General features: G+C 38.1%; 23 protein-coding genes and 1 rRNA gene. 11 read left to right on the top strand and 13 right to left on the bottom strand.

Annotated features, from left to right (window positions below):
* The first annotated feature begins 33 nt into the window (after positions 1–33).
* The 3 genes from H5088_RS16115 to H5088_RS16125 are packed head-to-tail and all read left to right on the top strand — an operon-like array spanning position 34 to position 5,278.
* Positions 34–2,754: an ATP-binding protein gene (locus H5088_RS16115; RefSeq protein WP_182753690.1), complete on the top strand. Its 2,721-nt coding sequence runs from the start codon at positions 34–36 to the stop codon at positions 2,752–2,754.
* Entirely contained in the window at positions 2,744–4,132 is a 1,389-nt protein-coding gene (locus H5088_RS16120) for a carboxylesterase (protein WP_182753692.1), read from the top strand. Before H5088_RS16115 ends, H5088_RS16120 begins: the two co-directional genes overlap by 11 nt.
* Positions 4,133–4,138: 6 nt before the next feature.
* Positions 4,139–5,278: a GNAT family N-acetyltransferase gene (locus tag H5088_RS16125; protein WP_138489881.1), complete on the top strand. Its 1,140-nt coding sequence runs from the start codon at positions 4,139–4,141 to the stop codon at positions 5,276–5,278.
* Here the strand turns inward: H5088_RS16125 and H5088_RS16130 are convergent.
* The gene (locus tag H5088_RS16130) at positions 5,255–5,845 is read right to left on the bottom strand and encodes a DUF938 domain-containing protein (RefSeq protein WP_182749542.1); all 591 of its coding nucleotides are present in this window, start codon (positions 5,843–5,845) and stop codon (positions 5,255–5,257) included. The two genes, H5088_RS16125 and H5088_RS16130, sit on opposite strands and share 24 nt — an antisense overlap.
* A 200-nt stretch (positions 5,846–6,045) precedes the next feature.
* On the opposite strand from H5088_RS16130, the gene H5088_RS16135 reads away from it, so the two are divergent.
* The 5 genes from H5088_RS16135 to H5088_RS16155 all read left to right on the top strand — a co-directional run bounded on the left by H5088_RS16135 (position 6,046) and on the right by H5088_RS16155 (position 9,141).
* On the top strand, positions 6,046–6,231 hold the full coding sequence (locus H5088_RS16135; RefSeq protein ID WP_010554833.1) for a hypothetical protein: 186 nt from the start codon (positions 6,046–6,048) through the stop codon (positions 6,229–6,231).
* 101 nt (positions 6,232–6,332) lie between these two features.
* Positions 6,333–6,698, top strand: coding sequence for a hypothetical protein (locus tag H5088_RS16140; protein WP_223231703.1), 366 nt, complete (start codon positions 6,333–6,335; stop codon positions 6,696–6,698).
* Positions 6,699–6,709: 11 nt separating this feature from the next.
* Positions 6,710–8,086 (top strand): aspartate ammonia-lyase, encoded by a 1,377-nt coding sequence (locus tag H5088_RS16145; protein ID WP_154903812.1) that lies wholly within the window; start codon positions 6,710–6,712, stop codon positions 8,084–8,086.
* 109 nt (positions 8,087–8,195) lie between these two features.
* Positions 8,196–8,729 carry a hypothetical protein gene (locus H5088_RS16150; RefSeq protein ID WP_182696302.1) on the top strand — a complete coding sequence of 178 codons (534 nt, stop codon included), beginning with the start codon at positions 8,196–8,198 and terminating at the stop codon, positions 8,727–8,729.
* A gap of 10 nt (positions 8,730–8,739) precedes the next feature.
* Positions 8,740–9,141: a hypothetical protein gene (locus H5088_RS16155; RefSeq protein ID WP_024597425.1), complete on the top strand. Its 402-nt coding sequence runs from the start codon at positions 8,740–8,742 to the stop codon at positions 9,139–9,141.
* 29 nt (positions 9,142–9,170) lie between these two features.
* Here the strand turns inward: H5088_RS16155 and H5088_RS16160 are convergent, their stop codons facing one another.
* The 8 genes from H5088_RS16160 to H5088_RS16195 form a co-directional block, all read right to left on the bottom strand.
* On the bottom strand, positions 9,171–9,356 hold the full coding sequence (locus H5088_RS16160; protein ID WP_024597424.1) for a hypothetical protein: 186 nt from the start codon (positions 9,354–9,356) through the stop codon (positions 9,171–9,173).
* 15 nt (positions 9,357–9,371) lie between these two features.
* Complete coding sequence (locus H5088_RS16165; protein ID WP_024597423.1) at positions 9,372–9,692, bottom strand: hypothetical protein; 321 nt, start codon at positions 9,690–9,692, stop codon at positions 9,372–9,374.
* Positions 9,689–10,327, bottom strand: coding sequence for a DUF4178 domain-containing protein (locus H5088_RS16170; RefSeq protein ID WP_024597422.1), 639 nt, complete (start codon positions 10,325–10,327; stop codon positions 9,689–9,691). Before H5088_RS16170 ends, H5088_RS16165 begins: the two co-directional genes overlap by 4 nt.
* Before the next feature lie 74 nt (positions 10,328–10,401).
* Positions 10,402–11,094 (bottom strand): PspA/IM30 family protein, encoded by a 693-nt coding sequence (locus tag H5088_RS16175; protein ID WP_004335088.1) that lies wholly within the window; start codon positions 11,092–11,094, stop codon positions 10,402–10,404.
* Positions 11,095–11,118: 24 nt separating this feature from the next.
* A complete protein-coding gene (locus H5088_RS16180) occupies positions 11,119–11,532 on the bottom strand; it encodes a YjfI family protein (RefSeq protein ID WP_004335098.1) in 414 nt (137 codons plus the stop codon).
* A gap of 79 nt (positions 11,533–11,611) precedes the next feature.
* Positions 11,612–13,333 (bottom strand): polyamine aminopropyltransferase, encoded by a 1,722-nt coding sequence (locus tag H5088_RS16185; protein ID WP_182712675.1) that lies wholly within the window; start codon positions 13,331–13,333, stop codon positions 11,612–11,614.
* 3 nt (positions 13,334–13,336) lie between these two features.
* On the bottom strand, positions 13,337–14,236 hold the full coding sequence (locus H5088_RS16190) for a DUF350 domain-containing protein (RefSeq protein WP_182753694.1): 900 nt from the start codon (positions 14,234–14,236) through the stop codon (positions 13,337–13,339).
* Positions 14,237–14,262: 26 nt separating this feature from the next.
* Positions 14,263–15,195, bottom strand: coding sequence for a CHAD domain-containing protein (locus tag H5088_RS16195; protein ID WP_182696304.1), 933 nt, complete (start codon positions 15,193–15,195; stop codon positions 14,263–14,265).
* A gap of 259 nt (positions 15,196–15,454) precedes the next feature.
* Between H5088_RS16195 and H5088_RS20365 the strand changes: the two genes are divergently transcribed.
* The 3 genes from H5088_RS20365 to H5088_RS20375 all read left to right on the top strand — a co-directional run bounded on the left by H5088_RS20365 (position 15,455) and on the right by H5088_RS20375 (position 17,547).
* The gene (locus H5088_RS20365; RefSeq protein WP_259398128.1) at positions 15,455–15,670 is read left to right on the top strand and encodes a hypothetical protein; all 216 of its coding nucleotides are present in this window, start codon (positions 15,455–15,457) and stop codon (positions 15,668–15,670) included.
* Between the two features lie 177 nt (positions 15,671–15,847).
* On the top strand, positions 15,848–16,771 hold the full coding sequence (locus tag H5088_RS20460; RefSeq protein WP_310737275.1) for a GGDEF domain-containing protein: 924 nt from the start codon (positions 15,848–15,850) through the stop codon (positions 16,769–16,771).
* Positions 16,729–17,547: an EAL domain-containing protein gene (locus H5088_RS20375; RefSeq protein WP_259398129.1), complete on the top strand. Its 819-nt coding sequence runs from the start codon at positions 16,729–16,731 to the stop codon at positions 17,545–17,547. Before H5088_RS20460 ends, H5088_RS20375 begins: the two co-directional genes overlap by 43 nt.
* Positions 17,548–17,587: 40 nt before the next feature.
* On the opposite strand, the gene H5088_RS16205 is transcribed toward H5088_RS20375, so the two are convergent.
* The 4 genes from H5088_RS16205 to rrf all read right to left on the bottom strand — a co-directional run bounded on the left by H5088_RS16205 (position 17,588) and on the right by rrf (position 19,944).
* Positions 17,588–18,049, bottom strand: coding sequence for a hypothetical protein (locus H5088_RS16205; RefSeq protein ID WP_182753696.1), 462 nt, complete (start codon positions 18,047–18,049; stop codon positions 17,588–17,590).
* Positions 18,049–18,753, bottom strand: a complete 705-nt coding sequence (locus H5088_RS20380; protein WP_259398130.1) for a hypothetical protein — start codon at positions 18,751–18,753, stop codon at positions 18,049–18,051. The genes H5088_RS16205 and H5088_RS20380 overlap by 1 nt, the downstream gene beginning before the upstream one ends.
* 75 nt (positions 18,754–18,828) lie before the next feature.
* Positions 18,829–19,101 (bottom strand): hypothetical protein, encoded by a 273-nt coding sequence (locus tag H5088_RS20385; protein WP_259398131.1) that lies wholly within the window; start codon positions 19,099–19,101, stop codon positions 18,829–18,831.
* A gap of 728 nt (positions 19,102–19,829) precedes the next feature.
* Positions 19,830–19,944 (bottom strand): 5S ribosomal RNA (rrf, locus tag H5088_RS16215).
* Positions 19,945–19,946: the final 2 nt, after the last annotated feature.

Below are 19,946 nucleotides of genomic sequence, written 5' to 3' on the forward strand. Positions count from 1 at the left end.
TCAAAACGACAATAATAATTGCTTGGACCTTATGTGAAAAATTTTAACTCTAAAAATCATTCCATTATTTTTTACATCATGTTTGCCTTGGCATATTTTTTAGTCGGCATAGCACTCACTAAACTTGCTTTTAACTCGCAAATAATTCCAATTTGGTTACCTGCCGGCATAGCTTTAGTTGGCTGTTATATTTGGTGGTGGCGCTTTATCCCGCCTCTATTTGTAGCTGCAATTGCATTTAATCTAAATATTTTTGATAGTTCAGCTCATGAGTTAGTCCTGGTCGGTAACTCATTTAACGAGGCTATGTATATCGCCTTTGGTGTTGTTATACAGGCAATGGTCGGCGCAGCTCTTTTAAAGTATTGGCTTGGGCACCCGCTGCGCTTTAAAAAGCGCAAAAATATAATTTACTTTATCCTTGTCATAGCAATATTGGTCAGCTTAATTTCGGCTAACTTTGGCATATTTGCCTTAAGCCAATTCAACTCGGTTTACAGTGTTGATAATCATTGGAAGAATGTTACTTACTGGTGGCTTGGTGATACATTAGGAGTATTAATTGCGACTCCGCTTTTACTTTCTTTATTACCACAAAAGTCTAATCAGCATAATATATCGGCGTTTCCGACAATTGCAGTATGCTCTATTTTATTTTTATCAGTCGCGGTAACAACGCAGTTATACGATCAAGAAAATCGTATAAACACTATTAAAATTGCTGAACGTGAAGTCCATGTTATAGAAAACAGCCTTTATAGATATACAAATCGTAGTATTATTGCAGTGCAGAGCCTAGCAAGTCAGGTACAGTCATCTCCCATGCTAAGCCAGCAAGATTTTTATTCTTATGCTAGCCAGTTACTAACTCAGCACGCATTTATTAACGCCTTATCGTGGAACGCAAAAATACCTCAAGATCAACGCGACGTCTTTGCCCAAGAAATATCAAACATTTATCATTTAGATATTGATGTAGTTGGCGAACCTCTTGAAAGTAGCGATCCCCTTGTGATAGTAAAATACATAGCTCCTTTTAATGGTAATCAAAAAGCTATTGGCTTTAATGTATTTTCAAACCCTGATCGAAAAAGCTCTCTGCTTAACCCCGCTATAAAGTACATGCCAGTAGGAACTAAAATAATTCAGTTAGTGCAAACCAAACAACCTAAACCAGCCTATTTATTATTTGCCCCTGTGTACTCCCAGCATAGTGATGAAAAAACAATTAAAGGCTATGCCACTGGTGTATTTTTAGTGCGTAGTATTATTGAGCAGGCAATTTCTAAAGAACAGTCTGATATGTTTTCGATTGGTATATACGAAGATACAAACACTCCGCCGTTTTATAGTAATTACTCTCAAAATGTTCAGCAAGCTAAAGGCAGCCGCTTAATGTCGTTTGATGTGGACTTTGCAGGGCAAAAATGGATTGTAAAACTAGCCCTTAAAGAAAGCTTTTTAACACAACATAATAGTCAACTAACTTTATTATTACTCATACTTCAAGTTGCCGTATGTTCTTTAATTTTAATGGTTTTACTGCTGTTTAATCAGCAACAAATCGCACTTACACGTCAAGTTGCAGAGCGTACTCACTCACTCGCACAAGCAAAGAAGCAGTCCGATTTAGCTAATCAGGCTAAAAGCCAATTTTTAGCGAATATGAGCCACGAAATACGAACACCATTAAACGCCGTTATTGGTTTTTCTTCACTTGCTAGAGAAACAGACAATGCAAATACACTCATTGGCTATTTAGATAAAATAAACTCTGCATCTAAAAGCTTATTAAACTTAATTAATGACATTCTTGATATATCAAAAATAGAATCCCAAAAGTTAGTTATTGAATCTATTGCATTCGACTTAGGTGCTTTAATAACACGTATAAACAACATGTTTGAGCAAAGCGCCGTTAACAAAGGTATTAAATGGCAAGTTAATTCAAAGCTACCTGTTGATACCTGGTTTATTGGTGATCCTATGCGAATTGAGCAAATATTACTTAATTTATGTAGCAACGCGATTAAATTTACAAGCCAAGGCAGCGTTACTTTAAACATAGAAACAGAGTTTACTGCCGCCAATAAAGTACAGCTAGTTATAACCGTTAGTGATACCGGCATAGGTATAAAACCAAGCCAACATAAAAAATTATTTAACGCATTTACCCAAGCGGATAGTTCTACCTCAAGGCAGTTTGGTGGTACAGGCCTTGGCTTAACCATAGCGAAAGAGTTAAGCCAATTAATGGGGGCTGATATAACACTTAAAAGTGAAGTAAATAAAGGCTCTACTTTTACATTTTCAATGCGATTAGAAACAACAGAACCTAAAAAAGAACATGTTATTACATTTGATAATACTAATATTACTTCGCTAGATATTTTGGTCGCAGAGGATAACCCAGTAAATCAAATGGTTATTAAAGCGATGCTTGGCTCGTTAGGAATTGTGCCGTATATAGTAGAAAATGGCGAACTGGCCGTTGATATAGTTAAAAAGCAGCATTTTGACCTAGTGCTTATGGATTGCCAAATGCCTGTAATGGATGGCTATAGAGCAACGGCACTGATCCGCCAGTTTAAAACTGAACAAGAGCTCCCGATTATTGCTTTAACTGCCGACGTTATGCCAGAGGATAAAGCACATGCACAAGCCGTTGGATTTAACCAGCACCTTGCAAAACCGCTTGAACTCATTAAGCTAACCGAGTGTCTTGTCCAATATGCAGAAGTTAATGAACAATAGTGGTTTAATTTTAAGAATAGTTTTAAGAGTCGCTTTTGGTTTTGTTTTAAGTGTTTTTTCGCATATTGCTGTCGCTCAAAACTGTATCTCGCAGGCGAGCGACTTTAAATTTATAACAAAAAGTAAGCAACAAGGCTTATTACGCTTTGAAAAAGAGCACAACCACCAGCGCTTTAATTACCACGCACTTTTACCATTTAACGATTACTTAGATTTTGCATATAAACATATAAATAAAACCAATCCACGTGCAGATATGCCATGCCCTGTTATTACACAAACGTACCAGCAATTAGTAACACAAGGTACGCGAAAACCTGACCCTACTATTGCAGATATTATTGCCCCTTTTGAGCTTACGCATCCAAACAGCAATAAAGTTGCACTATTAGTTCACGGGCTAACTGACTCACCCTTTACGTATCACGATTTAGCACAAGTGTATTATCAACAAGGCTATACTGTGCGTACTATTTTATTACCAGGACATGGAAGCGCCGCAAGTGCATTACTCAATGTAGAGGTTAGCCAATGGCAACAGGCAATAAAATACGGTATTAAACGCTCGGTGCAAGACTTTGATGAGGTGATACTCGCAGGTTACTCTACCGGTGCAGCGTTACTTATTGATTACGCAACCAAGCACACTGTTTCACCCAAAATTAAAGCGCTTATGCTTTATTCGCCAGGCTCCGAGCCACATAATAAGTACGGCTGGATAGCAAAGTGGATTGATGACATACCCTTTGTTAATTGGATAGATAAAGACGCCGATGTAGACTTTGCTAAGTATGAATCATTTCCTTTAAATGCAGCTGCCGCGTCGTACGATGCTATGTCACTTGCAAGCGTAAGTAGCTTAAACAAACGCTCTGCACTTAAATTACCTATTTTTAGTGTACTTAGCGATATTGATACCACGATAGATACGCGTGCCACGCTAAAATTATTAAGTGCGTTACACAAAGATAATTCAGTAAAATATAAGCCGCTCGATACTTTAGTACTTTATGGAAGCACTGATATTTTACCGCCAGACTTTGCTAGTGACTACACAGTAAATAACCCGCAATGCACATCGCCTCAGTGTAAAAAAGTTCATGGTATGTCGCATATTGCTATTGTTAACTCACCGCAAAATCCACATTATGGGATTAACGCAACCTATCGTAATTGTGGCAGCTTTATTAACGACGAGTCCCTGTACAAAACATGTAAAACAACAAAAAATCCACAACTAGGAGAGCGTACAAGCGCCAACTTAAAACACTATCCGGCTTTACAACGCTTAACTTATAATCCTCATTTTACCGAGCTTAAAAAGCAAATTAGTACGTTTATTAAAAACGTAGAACAGCTTAGAACAACTACAAGGTAAGTAGTCATGGGAACGTTTTCGCACCAATGGTTTAGCAGTATTAATGAGATTGATCAGGCGCAGTGGCAACGTTTATTTGGTGATGAACCATTTACTCAACATGCTTTTTTATATGCCCTTGAGCAAAGCCAATGCGTAACACAAAAAAGCGGTTGGCAGCCCCATCACCTCGCTATTTTTGAAGATGATACGCTCATTGCGCTTGCACCTGGGTATTTAAAAAGTCATTCATACGGCGAGTACGTATTTGACTGGGCATGGGCTGAGGCATACGAAAAACACGGTTTAGAATATTATCCCAAGTGGCTATCTGGCATTCCCTTTAGCCCTATTGAAGGCAAGCGTATTGCTATCGAGCACGCTAACCCAAATGCGGTGTATCAGTACATTACAGAGCAACTGAATATACACAGTGCTGAGCAAAGGTGGTCGGGGTGGCATGTTAATTTTTGCGACCAAGCCCAAGCAACATCATTAACTGAGCAACATGCCATGCTAAGAGTGGGTGTGCAATTTCAGTGGTTTAATAAAGGTTTTGAAACCTTTGACGATTTTTTGCAAATACTTAACTCACGAAAACGTAAGTCACTTAAAAAAGAGCGAGCTAAAATAGCGCAACAAAATATTGATATTGAATGGCTGCAAGGAACGCAAATTACGCCCGAGATAATGCAATTGTTTTGTGAGTTTTATCAGCGTACCTACTTAAAGCGATCTGGTCATTTGGGCTATTTAAATATGGAGTTTTTTACGCTTTTACATGCATTAATGGCTAATAACCTCGTTATTATGCTGGCCAAAAAAGACGACAACGTGATTGCTGCAACACTTAGTTTAGTAGGTGAGAATACACTTTATGGGCGCTACTGGGGAGCAAGTGAGGAAGTAGATTCGCTTCACTTTGAGCTGTGCTATTACCAAGGTATTGAGTTTGCAATAAAGCATAAACTCAGCTGCTTTCATTCGGGAGCACAAGGTGAGCACAAAATAGCACGCGGATTTGAACCCGTACTTACCTACTCTGCTCACCATATTGTTGATGGCGATTTCAGTAATGCAATAAGCGACTACTTAAAGCGTGAACGCGGCCATATTGATATATATAAAGAGCAATGTAGCTCATTACTGCCGTTTAAAAACGAGTAACTGATTATTTGCAGGCATGGCAGTATCGCTAATAAGCGTAAGCCCTGCTTGCTTAGCTAGTTGTTCAACTGCTTCAAAATCTCTTATTCCACTTAACGGATCGCGCTCTGTTAAAAAGGCACTAAAGTCATCATTACTTGGGCTGGTAAATTCACCTTGGTATTTGAATGGCCCATAAATACACAACATACCGTCGCTATTTAAGTGACGTTTAACACTGTCAAAAAAACGTTCAACTAATTGCCAACTTACAATATGAAATGTGTTTGCAGTATAAATAGCGTCAACCTTATCTACAGGCCATTCATTATTTAAATCAAGCTCAAGTGGTGCATGTAAATTAGTTAAATTAGCTTCGCGGTGCCATAAATTAATCCCTTCGTGGTTTATAGCGCGATCACTTGTATGCCATTGTAAATGCGGTAATTGCTCTGCAAAAAACACACTATGTTGGCCGGTTCCTGATCCGACTTCGAGGACTGTTTTAGTATTTTTTAATACATCCTTTAATTGCTCTAAAATAGGGGTTTTATTGTTTTCACAGGCTTGTGAAAATGGCTTTGTCATTACTGTGCACCAAAATTGTAGATTAATGCACAACAGTAAAGCAAATTTAGCTTATTTTGTCGTGATGAAAAAAAGGTAATTTTTAAATACTATAACTATCATATGGTTGAGCTGGCTCATTATGGTTGGTACGTAATATGCTTTTATATTGTTAACCCACTAAAGGGTTTAACTTATATTAAATTTCAAAGGATAAAATTATGCATATACCCCCTTATACCGCTGTAGACGCGGCCATTGCTATAACCGAAAAAACCACCGACGATCATAGTTACGCCGTTGATATGAGAGCTACAGTAATCGATTTACTTTCGCACCCTAAACATAATCAACAGGCGATGACCAAACATGAAACAGATCAGATATTTATTCTTGGCTACAATTAATACTCAAATTAGTAACGCAAATAATTTTTATAATAACTGTTTACACTGAAACCGATTAAATGTAATGATAACTATTATCGTTAACTTGAGTCGGTTTTTTTGTGTCTTCAAATTATGCCCAGCATCGCTACCATCAAGAACTCTCTTGTCATTGCTTAAGACCTGGCCTGCATGCCCCCATGCTCGTTGCCGATTACATAGAAACCGCCCTTAACGTCGCCAAAAAATTTGAGCAACAACATAATCCCTTGCTTCAAGAGTTTTATCTTAGGCGCACACACCATGAAATTATGAACAAAATGTGCGACCCTCTTATACATAATGCTATTCGTAAACAATGTTTAGAGCAGCTATACAAACCATTATTAGCATTAAAACGGTTTTATAAGGTGCATAACAATACTGCACAATTTTTAATACTTGAGCGTGAAGCTCGTATTCTTAGTCACGAATTCAACCCTTTTTAAGGAGCACACTTATGAGCAACTTTAGAACAGAATCAGACAGCATGGGCGAGCTACAAGTACCTACTGATGCGCTCTATCAGGCGCAAACACAACGAGCAGTTAATAACTTTGCCATTAGTGGCTTATCAATGCCGAAGCAATTTATCACTGCACTGGCTTATATAAAACAAGCCGCTGCGCAAAGTAACTGCGAGCTTGGGCATTTAAGCAAAGACAAAGCAAATGCTATTGAGCAAGCTTGCCAAAGTATTATTGATGGCGAGCATGTTGAGCATTTCCCTGTTGATATTTTTCAAACAGGTTCGGGCACAAGCTCAAATATGAATGCCAACGAAGTTATTGCAACGCTTGCTAGCCGATTAGGCAGTGAAAGCATTCACCCTAATGATGATGTAAACATGGGGCAAAGTTCTAACGATGTAGTCCCTACTGCTATCGCACTCAGTAGCGCAATAAACGTAGTGTATGAATTACTTCCTTCGCTTGAAAACTTATCGCAAAGCCTAGAAAAGAAAAAAGCTGAAGTGGGCCATATAGTTAAAACGGGCCGTACGCATTTAATGGATGCAATGCCTGTTACATTTGATCAAACACTAAGTGCATGGCAGTCACAAGTTAACCATGCCGCAGCAGGAATTAGACATAGCTTAGAGCGTGTATGCGAACTGGCACAAGGCGGTACAGCTGTTGGAACAGGAATAAATGCAGACCCTAAGTTTGCAGCCAAATTTGCAGAAAACCTGAGTGCCAATGTAGGCATTAGATTTACGCCTAGTAGTAACTTTTTTTATAACATCGGCTCACAAGACGCCATAGTAGCGCTTTCGGGGCAATTAAAAGTACTCGCTGTAGCACAAATGAAAATAGCGAACGACCTACGCTGGATGAACTCAGGGCCACTTGCGGGCTTAGGCGAAATAGAGCTAGAAGCACTTCAACCGGGCTCGTCTATTATGCCTGGCAAGGTAAATCCGGTAATACCAGAAGCCGCAGCCATGGTAAGCGCACAAGTAATCGGTAACGACGCGACCATTACAGTAGCAGGCCAAGCGGGTAATTTTGAGCTAAACGTTATGCTGCCAGTCATTGCGTATAATATTTTGCAAAGCATAGAATTACTTGCCAATAGCGCACAAGCATTGGGCGATAAAGCCATTGCCAGCTTTAAAGTAAATAAGCCTAATATAGATAAAGCACTCGCTAAAAATCCAATTTTAGTGACTGCGCTCAATCCGGTGATCGGTTATGAAAAAGCAGCAAAAATAGCAAAGCAGGCTTATAAGGAAGCCCGCCCTATTATTGATGTAGCCGAACAAGAAACCGATTTACCACGCAGTGAACTCGAAAAGCTACTTAATCCCACCAAACTAACGCAGGGGGGACTTTAATAAACGATATTTTTCACGGCTTTAATTACTTGATAATATAGTTTTTATTGCCGTAAAAAATGCACCGTGTATGATAGTGATGAATATTTCATCACTATCAAGGTTTGTTATGCGTACCCCATTGTTAGCCATACTTTTACCACTTTGTTTAACTGCATGCTTAGATAAAACGCCAACTGAAACGCAGCAAGTAACAATAACCTCAGAAGCTGAAGCACCAAAGCAAGAGCTACAAAAGCTAAAAGAAAACACTCAATTACAAGAAAATACTAAAAAGAACGTAGTTGCTGAAAAAATACCAAAAGCTGATTTAAAAAACGTTTCAATAGACGATATAAAAACAGCTAAAGCCGAATTAAATACGCTAATTACAGATAAGCAATGTGATACCAGCACTCAATGCAGAATAAGTGCAGTAGGCAGTCGCGCGTGTGGCGGGCCAAGTAGCTTTGTTGTGTATTCAACAAAATCAGCGTCTGAAAAACAAGTAGCAGCCCTTAGCGACAAAATTACTAAGCTTGAAAGTAGTTATAATTCACAAAAAGGGATGATGAGCATTTGTCAGCATTTAACAACGCCAAGCACGCAGTGTGTTGAAAATAAATGTGTTAAACTTGAAGGTTCAGCGGTAAGTGCATTTTAAGGATAACGTTATGAGTTGTTTACCATCGGCAATTAAACTATCAATTTTAAGCATTGCTAGCAGCATTTTACTACTAAGTGGTTGTGCTAGTACTGTGACGTCAAATGAGCAAAGTAAAAACTTATCTGACTTAAACTATGATCTGAATAACATGGTGAGTAATAACAGCTGCACTGCAAGCTTTCAGTGCAAAGTACTTGAAGTGGGCGCCCGCGCATGCGGCGGACCGAGTAAGTATGCTGTTTATTCAACGCTGAACACATCTCAAGAAGAAGCAGAACAGCTTGCTCAACAAATAACAAAACAAGAAAAAATACAAAATAAAGCACAAGGCTTAACCGATTGTTCACCAGTACTTGAAGTGCAATCGCTGTGTATTAATCACCAATGCCAGTCGTTTGATATAAAATAAAAACGGTCGCGTATAAGCTAATTTCAGCGTTAACCTAAATACGGAATTAACGCTGAAATTACAACAACCAGCACTACGCAAATACCCGCTTTTATAATGTACTTCATGGGCATTGTTTTAAGCACCCAATATGCATAAATAAAGCGTACAAAATAACTCGCCGCAGTACCAAACAACGCAAAAATAAGTAGATAAGCAATTAGAGTAATATTCATAATAATCTAGTGCAACTACTTAGTTTTTTTAGTGTGAGCAATTAGTAAGTCAGCTACTTGTTGTTTTACGGCTCGCTTATCATCACTTGGGACATCAAAGCGACTGGCTAGTTGCGCAATCTCATCATCATTTAAATTAAACGATAAACGTTGACGCGTTTTTTTAGACTTTACATCTAAGCCAAGTATTTTACGGATCATATCTGACGGCGTTAACTCTTGGTCAATAGCTTGCTTTTTTATCAGCTTTTGAACTTCACTGCTTAGATCAAATGCCATTTGTGTGGCACGTACAGCTTGTTCCTGACGTAACCACTTGTCTTTAGCATCACTCACTTAGCATCTCCGGGAAACAAGTCTACAATATCAGACATTGGACGCATGAGCGTTAGCGATACTTCGGTTTCGCCGCCATCCCAAATTTCGATATTTAAACCAAAGCCTTCATTATCTGATGCTAAACAAATCATTTCACATGGCTCACCACCTTCTTGCTCATAACGAGGCAAAGTTTGGTTGCGGTAATCTTTATTATGGAAATAACACACATAAGGCGACTCGCTTTGTTGATAGCTTTTAGCTAAAAACTGCATAAAGCGCTCTGGTGTATTTTGCACTGTAATGTGGGTTAACGACTCTTCATCAAAAATACGCGCAAACTCATCAAGGCCAAATATCTCTTCAACTTCGTTTCGCTGAATTTTAATAGAAAAGTTAGCCCACTCTTCGCCGTCATCTTGCTCAATTTGTAAAAATACAACTTGGCCGCTATTTGTCTCAAGTACAAATTCAGTATCGCTGCTGTGCTGATATTGGTAAGTCTGAATATCAGTAACACGTAGCGTTTCACCTTTTAACCATGCCGGATAAGCAAATGAGTCGATAACGCTAAACATGTCGCCTTTTTTAAGCTCGCTCGGATGATTAAGCTGACGCTCTGGCTCTTTTTTAGATTTGAAAAAATTAAACATAGGAAGGCTGCCTTCTAAGCAAAAAAGGTAACTGAGCAAAACTCGGTTACCTTTTTAAAGTATAAACGTAATGGTTAGCTATTTTGCTTCGCTTTGATGCGAGCTAAAATATCAGCACTTTTTGGACTTGTGTCGCCAATGCCTGCTTCAGCCATTTTTGCTTTTAAGTCATCGCCATTTACGTCTGACTCAAGTTGCTTTGCAGCACCTAGCTGGTCGCTACGATCTTGTTGACGCTGTTTAATACGTTCAAGCGATTGACGAGCCGATGTCATAGACGAGCTGTTTGTATTAAGCGTGCTGTTAACAGCCATTGTTGCTTGCTGTACGCTTTCAGTGGTTTTAACCATTGTAAGCTGGCGCTGATTCTCTTTAATCGATTTTTCAGCATCTTTAACTTGCTGCTTAAGCGCAACAATATGGTTACTAAAGCCAGATAATACTTGCTCGTTTTCGGCTTTTTCAGCTTCAAAGTCACCAATTTTTTCTGCAATTTCTAATGCTAACGCTTCGTTGCCCTTTTCAAGAGCTTGGCCTGCATACGCTTCGTGTTCCGCGATTGATGCATCTACAGCGCTAATTTTACGCTTAGTTTGCATTTCTTTAGCCATTACTTCTGTAAGGCTTTTTTTAGCGCGGTGAAGTGCATTTTGCGCGTCTGCAATTTCTTGCTCAAAAATACGGATGCCATTTTTGTCTACAATTGCTTCGCCTGCTTCACGAGCGCCGCCACGTACTGCTGTAAATAATTTTTTTAAAATACTCATAATCTTAACTCCACTAACTGGCTATTAATCGTTTAAATACAAGGTCACGGCTTCTAGTGCATCGATAGCGTTATCGGCTAATGTCACTAGTTCGTGGGTAACGTCATCTAATGATGAATTTACCGACAGTGCACCAAAAATCGCGTATTTGTTATCGATTTTAGCAAATGCACTCAGTGGAATTGGCACGTTTAAACGTAGTAATGTTTCGTTTAACTCGTTGCGTAATTCACTCTTAACTTCATCTTCGTCAAACAAGTAGCTAATACATAACAACTGCTCTTGCGTTTGTGTAACAAAAATTGGAAGTTCATCATTTCCATCAACAATGACTTGTAAAACATCTTGCTCGCCAGGGTTGGCAATCAAGAAAGACTCAAAGTTAGCGCCTTCAGTTTCAAAAGAAGCTAATTTTATTGAAAGTTCATTTAATTCCATGTCTCTGCCTTTTGTCGTTTGACATATTATGTCTGAGTTAAGATTCTCACGGCCGACATATTATGTCAACCATGTTTTGTTAGTTTTTATACAATTCGCTTTCTATTTGCCATGCAGTTCGGTAGTAATCATACAACTGACCAGATCCTAACCTATTGACCTCAATACTTTTAACTTGTTCAAAGTAGTGGTTAGGAAATACAAAGCTTGCCAATAAATATTCTTTACTAATCCACCTTGATGGCACAGGCATAGCCGTCGCATCATTAATACGGCCACTGGCCGACTGACCCATTTTAGTGGCTATAGTCCAGCCCCACTGCCCAAACGAAGGTATGTTTTGCTGATACTGCTCAACATAGCCAAACCCTGCGGCTTTAACTGTTTTAGCAATGCTTAAAAACGCTTTTTTAGCGTGGTAAGGTGAAGTTGATTGAACCGCCATTGCGCCATCGGGTGCTAATAACTGACGTACATGATTATAAAAGTAGTCACTGTACATTTTATTTAGATCAGGGTGATTTGGGTCCGGTAAATCAATTAAGATAGTGTCGAACTGCTTAGATTGATCAAGCAGCTTTTCAACTTCTAAAAATGCATCACCCACAATTATGTTGGCTCGCGAGTCTTGCATCGATTTATTGTTTAGCTGTAGTAATCGCTTATTGATGTGCTCTGGGGGCGTAAAGTCACCGTCTTTATGGCCAAATAAATTGAGAAGCTGCGCGTCTAAATCTATTAGCGTTACTTCGCTTACAGGCCATTTTAAAACATCTCTAAGTGCAAGCCCGTCACCACCACCAATTATTAATACACGGTCGTGTCTGTTAGAGGCAAGCATTGCAGGGTAAACCAGCATTGAATGATATATTTGTTCATCAATACTTGAGAACTGCAAACGCCCATTTAAATATAAATCGGTGATTGGCTGAGGTTGGTTTTTGCTTAACCTTTCGGTTAAAACTACGTGCTGGTATTTGGTTGCTTGCGAATAAATTACTTTATCTTTGTATAAAACATTACTTAGATTGTTCATCCAGCTACTGCCAAATACTAAAATAAAGCCAAACAATGCCAGCAGTACTATATGGCAAACTAAAAGTGCCTTAGCAAAGCGTACATGGGCATGGTAACGCCATAAAAAAGCGAGTCCTGCGATGATATTAAATAACGCCGTCCACGCCGCAGCTTGCATTATAGGCATTGAGAGCATGATACTTACCCAAATGGCTGCACCAATACCAGCACCGATATAATCGGCACCATAAATAGTCCCTGCGTTGTTTTCTAAAAAACGGCCATAAACGTGCTGACGAATGCGCGCTATAAGCGGTATTTCCATACCAATAAATAAACCCAGTATTAAACCAAAAACATAAGGTAGAAAACGTGACCACTCTTGTAGCTTTTGAAATACGTAACCATTAAGTACAACATCTGGGGGTAAATTAAAAATGCTCGAAAATAAATGAGGAAGAGAATAACTTACAGCTATTACACCCGCTATCGCTAAAATGCAGCCCATGCCAACCAAAGCAATAATGCTTTCTAGCCAAGCAAAAGCGGTAAATGCATCTTTAAACCAACGCGCTAAAAAAGCGCCTAAGCCCATTGCTACAATCATAGTACCGATCATGGCGTAAATAGCGCTTTCTACTGAGCCAAGTACACGGCCCGCATAATGAGACAGTAAGTATTCATAAATAAGGCCGCACCCAGCAAGCACGGCCATAACAGTAATTAGTAATATATCGTGCCCAAGTAAGCGAGACTTACTTGGGGGAGTGTTGGTTGATGACACTGATTATGCGCCTAGTAAGGTTGCCATAGTGATACCTACAGCAAATGATACTGCTGCAGAAATAGCTGCTACACCTACATTTTTTTGACGATTAACTTCATCGGAAATATCGCAACCAGATAAAATTATTTTAATTGTCACTAAGTGCAAAATAATAAATGCGACAAGGCTCACAACAGCGCTAATAGCCCAGTATAGTAAACTCGCATTAATGTTATCAGCAGCGTATGGCGCAACACCCGTTGCAGCTGTAATAGCTAATGCACTACCTATTAAAAATCCAGCGTAACGAATACCCACAGCTAAGTTACCATCAACAATTGCTTGTTGTAGGCAGTCGCCACTTTTGTTTGTACGCTTAAATAACTGCACTCGGTACTGGCTAACAAGTAGTAATACAACACTACCTATAATAAAGGCAGCAATTACAATTGGAAGACCATGCCAGCCATCAGTAGCCACCCATAAAAGTGCTGAGCGAATAACTATTGCAACGCTAACAACATGACCAAAATCAATTATTGAAGCTGTAACGTTACCTTTAACTATTTCGTCGTGCAGGCTTACTTTACGAAGCGCTACTTTATCTTGAAAAAAGTGACCCAACTTAATAAGTACAATTGCTAATGCGCCGTAAGCTAACATTTGCAGTGCTTCTTGTTGCAATGTTGCAGCAAAAGCACCACTACTTACACCTGTTAATACAATCGCCAGTGCCACTAAACCAGCGGCAAAGCTAATACCAAAAGCAAAGTTATCACGCTCTGTTATTTCATCATTTGCGTGTAAGTTTGAAACCCAACCTTTTATATATTTAAGGCTTACAAATAATAAAACAATAATTGCAAAATCAATCGCCAATGCTTGTAGCGACCACATAGTTATTCCATTTAATTCATACATATTATTCTAACTCCAACTTTATTCTTTTACTTACCACGGCTCACGCCACGAGAGGTTCTGCTACCGCTATCACGCACCGATCCTGAGCTATTGCTATAACTGCTAGAACGAGAATAACTACTGCGGCTTTTTGGTGGCGTATAACTACTACGGCTTAAACCGGATGCACCTGTTTTTTTACTCGCATAAGGGCTTGTAAACTGCTTACCTTGGCGTTGGTATGTTTGGCGCGTGCGTGTTTCTAGCGCGCTTTGGGTTTTAATTTGTTTAGGGCTTGAATAACGCGAACGGCCATAGTCATTGTAATAACTATACTTTCGGCGTTTGCTCCAACTTCCATATTCAACACGATCAAATACATCGCCTAAAATACGGTACATGCCGTACCATTGCCAAAAGCTAATACCATTACTATTTGTTTGCCAGTTACCATAGTTAGGGTTACCTACCATTTGGTTACCAACACCCTCACCTTCAGCTTGCTTACTAATTGCGCCTACACGCGCTAAAGTGCCTTTGGACATATCAGCTAGCATATTAATAGGATCGGTTAACGCATCAGAAAATAGCGTAGGTTTAGACGCATCACGCAACAAATCAATGCTATGCAACGTATCTTCGTAAGGAGGAATTAAGTAAGTTCCTTTAATATCTTTAAGTCGCTGTGTTAAACCACTATAAAGTGCACCTTGGCGCGTTGCATCAAGGGTAATTACATCAACAACTTTTGTAAGCTCTGGTTGTTGTTTTTTAAGGAGCTCGCCATATCCTTTAAGTAATACAGCATTGCGCACATTCCCATTATCAAGCGCAGTACCAAGCTGTGACAGCTCTGTATCTGCTTTTTTAATAGACTCTTGAATTGTTTGTTGCAGCTGCTCTTCTTTAGATTGACAACCCATAAGCACTGCGAACAAACAAAACAGGCTTATAAGTTTCCAAGCTTTAATATTCGACATTCATGTCACCTGATTTACTAAATTAACTTAGGTAGTTTTACACAGGTCACTTATTAAACCAAGAATGAAATTGCAACAAAGTAAGTCAGTACAAAATTAAATAAACAGCTATATTTAGTATATGAATTTAAAAGCATTCTCAATGTTAAGCTTTTAGTGCTACAAAGGGCGTAGTAAGTAACTTTTTTGTAATTATGGATTGCCTGATTACACAATAATAACTAAAACATAATTAAATGATGGTTAAGGGTTAGATTTGATGCTTCATAGTATTCGATATAAATTTATTATAATAACAACGGTTTTAATTATATTTAGCGCAAATTTAGTTTTTTTCCTCGCAATTAATGAACACGAAGATTTATATCGCCAATCTGTTAAACAAAACTTAGATGCAATGTCTTCAAATATTTCCGATAGCTTATTACGTGTTATGTCTGAGCAAGTTGATTTGTTCTCTATAACCACCGAATAGCTCGGTTTTGATCGATATGAACACATTAAGTTTGTTAATGTATTTGACGCTGACTGGCAATTAATCCAATCGTATGTCCACCCTAACTATTTAGAGCTTGAGAGCTTTAAGCCTGAACTTATAAGTATTCAACCAAAAAATTTACCTTATGCGGTTACAATAATCAATGAAGGACTAGTGGCCTTAAAGGCAATTGGGGAGGAGCAGTTTCCTATTGGATATTTGCTCATTGTGCAAGACTTTAAAAAGCCACTGAATGAAAGTAAAATTAGCCTTTTTTATAGTGCAGCTCCATTTGTTGTTTTAATTATTGCACTCACCATTATTATTTCATTTTGGATATATCAGCGTTTATTAAGCCCACTTTTAGCGCTCTCGAAGTTCACACAGAAAGTTGAAAAATCAACAAATTATAAGCTTCAATACCAAGTCACTGGTCATGATGAAGTATCTCAACTTGGTAACGACATTAATGCATTACTACAAACAATTGACTCCCAAGTTCAAATCAATCATAAACACACCGCACAACTTTTAGTACAAACGCATTCAATGGAGCGCCTCGCCAACTACGATATATTAACAGGTTTACCTAATCGCATGTTTTTTATGGACCTACTCAAACTCGAGCTGGCTAGTAGTAAAAGTAACGACCAAGACGTTGCGATTATGTTCTTTGATGTTGATAGCTTTAAGGGCGTTAACGACACCCTAGGCCATGAAACCGGAGATATGCTTTTACAAGCTGTGGCTAAAAAAGTGAAAAGTTATCTGCGTAGTAACGACATAATTGCACGCTTAGGCGGTGATGAGTTTTTAATTATGCTACCTAATATCACTGAGCAATCTATTGTTATAGATATTGCCGAAAGTATCATTGAGGGTATGAAAGAGCCATTCACTATAAATGAGTGGGACGTACCAGCGGGTATTAGTATTGGTATTGCAAGTGCCAAAGAAGCTGAATTTGATATAAATACATTTATCAGTAATGCCGATATTGCAATGTACACATCAAAAGAAAAAGGCAAAGGCGCATATACAATATTCCACCATAAATGCTTGAAGATAACAAACGAAAAGCGCAAGTCGCTAACTTAATATCTCACGCAATAGCGCAAAATGAATTTGAGTTATTTTATCAGCTTAAAATGTCGAATACAGGCGAAGCTCAAGGCTTAGAAGCCTTAATAAGATGGCAAAGCAAAGAGCTAGGCTTTGTTTCTCCTGGTGAGTTTATACCTATAGCGGAACAAGCAGGTAAAATAAAAGCGATTACCCAATGGGTGATCACACAAGTATTTAAAGATGTGCAAATGCTAAAACAACTTATGGGGAATAATGTACTCGTCTCAATGAATCTTTCAAGCCATGACTTAAAAGATCATAACTTCATTCATACTGTAAAAAGTAAACTACTTGAACATAGCGTCGATATTTCAAATGTTCAGTTTGAAATAACAGAATCAAGCTATTTAGAAAATTTTGAAAACGCGAATCAATTTTTTAATCAAGTTAAAGTTATGGGAGGCTCAATTGCATTAGATGACTTTGGCACAGGTTACTCTTCATTGAGTTACCTTACTAAAATTGAAATTGATACATTAAAAATAGATCGAATGTTTGTAAATCAATATGCAAGCTCGGCAAAAGACACTGCAGTATTACAAGCAATACTCGATTTAGGCCAACGCCTTGGTTTAAAAATATGTAACGAAGGGATTGAAACAACCGATCAAGCTAACTACCTAGTATCAAATGGTAGTGATGAAATGCAGGGCTATTACTTTGCAAAACCAGTGTGCATTGCACAACTACCACACACAATTGAACGAGCGAAAATATTATTTAAAGAACTAACAATAACTTCAAAATAACTCAGTGCAATTGATTTTTTACTAAGCAAACGGCTTACTTTTAATTTAGTGCAATTATGGTGAGCTCTTTAGGTATAGTAATTCCTGCTGGAAGGTAAGCTACTGAGTCTTCAACGGTTAGTAAGTACTCTATAACCTCTTCTGTAGACTCAAATTCAACAGGGGGCTTACTGCGCCCCGTGAATCGCATTTGGGCCCAATAAGCTTGTATTCTAGATTCAGTAAGACCTACCATCCTAGTGTTAAAATTTATTCTAAGCGGATTGCCGACAAATAAGTTAACTGCTTTAAATTGTCTGCTCATAGCTCCGCCCATATAAATATGGCGAATTTGTTGCTTACTAAAAGATAAGTTTTTATCTGTGGTATTTACTACAATAATGACGTTCGAAAGGTTTGTATTTTCTGCATAAACTGAAATGCTAAAACCAAATAGGCTACTAGCGACTACAAAGAGCATCATTATTTTTTTAATGTTATTAATAGGTTTAAAAAATATCATTAAAACACCCAATCCAAACCAATAGGATAAAGATTAGTTTTTTTATCAAAATCAGAGTCATCAGGAGTAACAAAAAACGAGTCTTTTACATCGTCGCCTTCTAGGGTTGAAAACTCAGCTTTTAAGGCAAGGTTTGGCAACACATCCCAGCGTACACCAACCGTCCAACTCTTAATTGAGTCAGGCGTAGATTCATCAAAAATACGATTGTACCCATATGCAAGTTGATCTAAGTCGCTATTAATACCTAACGGAATTTCATTTTCAGCAGAACGAGTTTCTACGTCGCTATCTGCAAATGTTAAGTGGTAAGTAAAAGGAGCATGATTAACACCGGCAGTTAAATAATAGCTTTGAATTATAGGCACTATCCCTAAATCAGTTTTAATGCGGACCCATTCACCTCTAAAAAAATAATCTAAATTGTCGTAAATTACGCCAAATTGGTCTGCATGTGCTCTACCTTTTGTTTTTACCGAACTAGCGCTTTTTGTAAAGTTAAGGCTATCAAGTACATTTTCTAGCTGTCTTATCTCATCAATATCAAGCTTGATATTCCCATTATAACGGGAAACTCTAAACTCTAAGTTTTCAGTATTAATTTTACCAATAAATCCTAAAAGGTTATCAACTTCAAAGCCCGTTCTTAAGGCGCCAATACCTATATCACCCGACTCTTCACCATAGTAACCTTCAAAGCTCACATCAAAATTTTCTGCACCAAATTTATAAACAGCATCTATGCCATTAAACGTTTTAAATAAATAAGTATCATAAACTTATTGAGGTGGATTGATCCATGGGTACGCAAAACCAACATCCGAAAAGTCACTCATGGTAAAAAAAGGTGTGCGTAACTTTCCGAGTTTTATTTGAATATTATCTGTCGGTCTATATGTTAAATATAACCACTCTAACCCTGAGTTATCGGAAGCTGTTGTGTTATTGCTTCTTAACAAAAATTGAGCTGTTGCAGACCACTTATCATCAAACTGATACTCGCCTTGGAATCCAATTAAACTAGATGGAGAAAATTTTAAGACTGTCTTCATATCCCTTATATTCGACATTTTTTTCGTCTAAGTAGCCACCAATAACTCGAGCATAACCAGAAAATTCAAACTCATTAGAAAAAGCAGAAAAATGAGTAAGCATAGTGGTAAAAAGTAAGCACCAAGATATTTTATATCGCATCAGAGAAAATTAAATCCTTTGTTGAATTATGCAAAGTACAATGAAGATTAATTATGCTAACAAGGAAATAATTCACCAGTTCGGATAATCAATTATTTAATTATTTTAAGTAGCGCTCTTTACCGCGACCTAGGATTAATGATTATAGTCAATGAATTACATGTTGGCACAATATATGTGCTCTATAAGAGTATTAAGTACCTAGGTAACACTGTTTTTACCTCAATCCCATTCAGTATTATTGAGATAGAGCTTAACTATATTTATATAGATACTTTTCAACTAAGTAGGGGATCAAACTGATTCTTAATTTATCTCGTTCACCAAGATTGAGTGCTTAACATAAGTGCTTGGTAGGATGTAAATTAGCTAAATTATAATGCGATATGTGAGTAATTCACCACATTTTACTTTTTACAATTTGAAGCCTGATGATGTCGTAGTGTCCACAGCGGTAGAAAGTCACATAGCAAATGCTACACTATCTTTGTGTCGCGATATGAGTGTGTGTTAATTGCGCACATTTTACTTTTCTGCAGACGTAAAAAAGCCCGAATCGTTAGATTCGGGCTTTCTACAATTTGAAGCCTGGTAATGTCCTACTTTCACATAGCAAATGCTACACTATCATCGGCGCTGTTTCGTTTCACTACTGAGTTCGGCATGGAATCAGGTGGGTCCAAAACGCTATTGTCACCAAGCA

The organism is Pseudoalteromonas sp. SR43-3 (assembly GCF_014163875.1).
Classification (GTDB): domain Bacteria; phylum Pseudomonadota; class Gammaproteobacteria; order Enterobacterales; family Alteromonadaceae; genus Pseudoalteromonas; species Pseudoalteromonas distincta.